Here is a 2,816-nt window from a genome sequence, read left to right on the forward strand (position 1 = left end):
TGCCAACGGTAGGCGTGTAGATGATCGGGAGCATTTCCTCGAGGTGCGTTTCCACAAACGCTGAAGTCGGCGATCACGCCGTCTTTCATCGGACGAATGGCGGCGATGTTGCCAGGCGTACGGCCCAGCATGCGCTTGGCTTCGGTACCGACTGCCACGACGCTTTTCTGGTTGCCGTGGGTACGAATGGCAACGACCGAGGGCTCATTCAGGACGATACCGCGCTCACGCACGTAGATAAGGGTGTTGGCAGTACCCAGGTCGATGGACAGATCGCTGGAAAACATGCCACGCAGTTTCTTGAACATGGGAAAGTGACCCTGGGGAAAGCGTGGGTAAAAAAGTGCGGCAAACTCTAACAATGGCAGGGATTTTGGGCAAGGAGCCAATATGTTAAATTGGTAGTTTTTCCGAGCACGCCTGCCGATGATCGCGGCCGTATGACCGCCAGAATCCCGGCATGTTCACTCTTGCGGCCCTAATCCGTTTTTTTGTTTCCCCTGGAGATCCCCCATGGCGCTTCAACGCTCCGACGTGGAAAAGATCGCCCATCTGGCCCGTCTGGGCCTGAATGAAGGCGAACTGCCACGCATTACCGATGCCTTGAACAGTATTCTCGGGCTGGTCGACCAGATGCAAGCTGTCGACACCGATGGCATCGAGCCCCTGGCCCACCCCCTGGAAGCCACCCAGCGCCTGCGCCCCGACCAGGTCACCGAAAGCAACCAGCGCGAGCGCTACCAAGCCGTCGCACCCTCGACCGAAAGCGGTCTGTACCTGGTTCCGAAAGTCATCGAGTAAGGGATAAAGCCTGCCATGCATCAATTGACCCTGGCCGAGATCGCCCGCGGGCTCGCCGACAAGTCGTTCTCCTCCGAAGAGCTGACCGGCGACCTGCTGTCGCGCATCAAGCAACTCGACCCGCAAATCAACAGCTTCATCAGCATCACCGAGGAGCAGGCCGTGCAACAGGCCCGCGCCGCCGACGCCCGTCGCGCCGCAGGTGAGGCCGGCCCGCTGCTGGGCGCGCCAATCGCCCACAAGGACCTGTTCTGCACCACCGGCATCCGCACCAGCTGCGGCTCGAAGATGCTCGACAACTTCAAGGCGCCCTACGACGCCACCGTGGTCGCCAAGCTGGCCGAAGCTGGCATGGTCAGCCTCGGCAAGACCAACATGGACGAATTCGCCATGGGCTCGGCCAACGAGTCCAGCCACTACGGCGCGGTGAAGAACCCATGGAACCTCGAACACGTTCCGGGCGGCTCGTCCGGCGGTTCGGCCGCTGCCGTTGCCGCGCGCCTGCTCCCGGCGGCCACCGGCACCGACACCGGCGGCTCGATCCGCCAGCCGGCGGCGCTGACCAACCTCACCGGCCTCAAGCCCACTTACGGCCGCGTCTCGCGCTGGGGCATGATCGCCTACGCCTCCAGCCTCGACCAGGGTGGCCCGCTGGCCCGCACCGCCGAAGACTGCGCGCTGTTGCTGCAAGGCATGGCCGGCTTCGACGCCAAGGACTCCACCAGCGTCGATGAGCCGGTGCCGGACTACTCCGCCAACCTCAACGCCTCGCTGCAAGGCCTGCGCATCGGCCTGCCGAAGGAGTTCTTCGGCACTGGCCTCGACCCGCGCATCGCCGAATTGGTCCAGGCCAGCGTCAAGGAGCTGGAAAAGCTCGGCGCGGTGGTCAAGGAAATCAGCCTGCCGAACATGCAGCACGCCATCCCGGCGTACTACGTGATCGCGCCAGCAGAAGCCTCCTCGAACCTGTCGCGTTTCGACGGCGTGCGCTTCGGCTACCGCTGCGAAGAGCCGAAGGACCTCACCGACCTGTACAAGCGCTCCCGTGGCGAAGGCTTCGGCACCGAGGTGCAGCGGCGCATCATGGTCGGCACCTATGCCCTGTCGGCCGGCTACTACGATGCCTACTACCTCAAGGCGCAGAAAATCCGCCGCCTGATCAAGAACGACTTCATGGCCGCCTTCGAAGGCGTCGACCTGATCCTCGGTCCGACCACGCCGAACCCGGCCTGGAAACTCGGCGCCAAGAGCAGCGACCCGGTCGCCGCCTACCTGGAAGACGTCTACACCATCACCGCCAACCTGGCGGGCCTGCCGGGCCTGTCGATGCCAGCTGGCTTCGTCGATGGCCTGCCGGTCGGCGTGCAGCTGCTGGCCCCGTATTTCCAGGAAGGCCGCCTGCTCAACGTCGCGCACCGCTACCAGCAAGTCACCGACTGGCACACCCGCGCCCCTAACGGCTTCTGAGGAATTCACACATGCAATGGGAAGTTGTGATCGGGCTGGAGATTCATACCCAGCTCGCCACCCAGTCGAAGATTTTCTCCGGCAGCGCCACCACCTTCGGTTCCGAGCCGAACACCCAGGCCAGCCTGGTTGACCTTGGCATGCCCGGCGTACTGCCGGTGCTGAACCAGGAAGCCGTGCGCATGGCGTGCATGTTCGGCCTGGCGATCAACGCCGAGATCGGCCCGCGCAACGTGTTCGCGCGCAAGAACTACTTCTACCCCGACCTGCCCAAGGGCTACCAGATCAGCCAGATGGAGCTGCCGATCGTCGGCAAGGGCTACCTGGACATCGCCCTGGAAGACGGCACCCTCAAGCGTATCGGCGTGACCCGTGCGCACCTGGAGGAAGATGCCGGCAAGAGCCTGCACGAAGACTTCAGCGGCGCCACCGGCATCGACCTGAACCGCGCCGGCACCCCGCTGCTGGAAATCGTCTCCGACCGCCCGGCCAGGCGCCCGCCTTTCATCGCGGCGCCGCAGCCATTGCCCTGCGCGGTGCGAAAATCA

The 2,816-nt window shown here is 64.0% G+C and carries 3 protein-coding genes and 1 pseudogene; 3 read left to right on the forward strand and 1 reads right to left on the reverse strand.

Annotated features, from left to right (window positions below; all coding sequences use genetic code 11):
- On the reverse strand, nt 1-308 hold a 308-nt coding region (locus tag ACQKPE_RS26215; RefSeq protein WP_427669598.1), incomplete at its 3' end, for a rod shape-determining protein.
- Between the two features lie 205 nt (nt 309-513).
- Here ACQKPE_RS26215 and gatC point away from each other — a divergent pair.
- The 3 genes and pseudogenes from gatC to ACQKPE_RS26230 form a co-directional block, all read left to right on the forward strand.
- The gene (gene gatC / locus ACQKPE_RS26220) at nt 514-801 is read left to right on the forward strand and encodes an Asp-tRNA(Asn)/Glu-tRNA(Gln) amidotransferase subunit GatC (RefSeq protein ID WP_427669600.1); all 288 of its coding nucleotides are present in this window, start codon (nt 514-516) and stop codon (nt 799-801) included.
- Between the two features lie 15 nt (nt 802-816).
- Entirely contained in the window at nt 817-2,268 is a 1,452-nt protein-coding gene (gatA, locus tag ACQKPE_RS26225) for an Asp-tRNA(Asn)/Glu-tRNA(Gln) amidotransferase subunit GatA (protein ID WP_427669601.1), read from the forward strand.
- Between the two features lie 11 nt (nt 2,269-2,279).
- A pseudogene (locus tag ACQKPE_RS26230) lies at nt 2,280-2,816 on the forward strand (hypothetical protein); the annotation flags it as partial.

It is taken from the genome of Pseudomonas sp. NPDC089554, assembly GCF_050280645.1.
Classification (GTDB): domain Bacteria; phylum Pseudomonadota; class Gammaproteobacteria; order Pseudomonadales; family Pseudomonadaceae; genus Aquipseudomonas.

What these genes read in the sequence shown, in the direction of transcription:
- gatC (WP_427669600.1), top strand. Translation starts at nt 514, where the DNA reads ATGGCGCTTCAACGCTCCGACGTGGAAAAGATCGCCCATCTGGCCCGT.
- gatA (WP_427669601.1), top strand. Translation starts at nt 817, where the DNA reads ATGCATCAATTGACCCTGGCCGAGATCGCCCGCGGGCTCGCCGACAAG.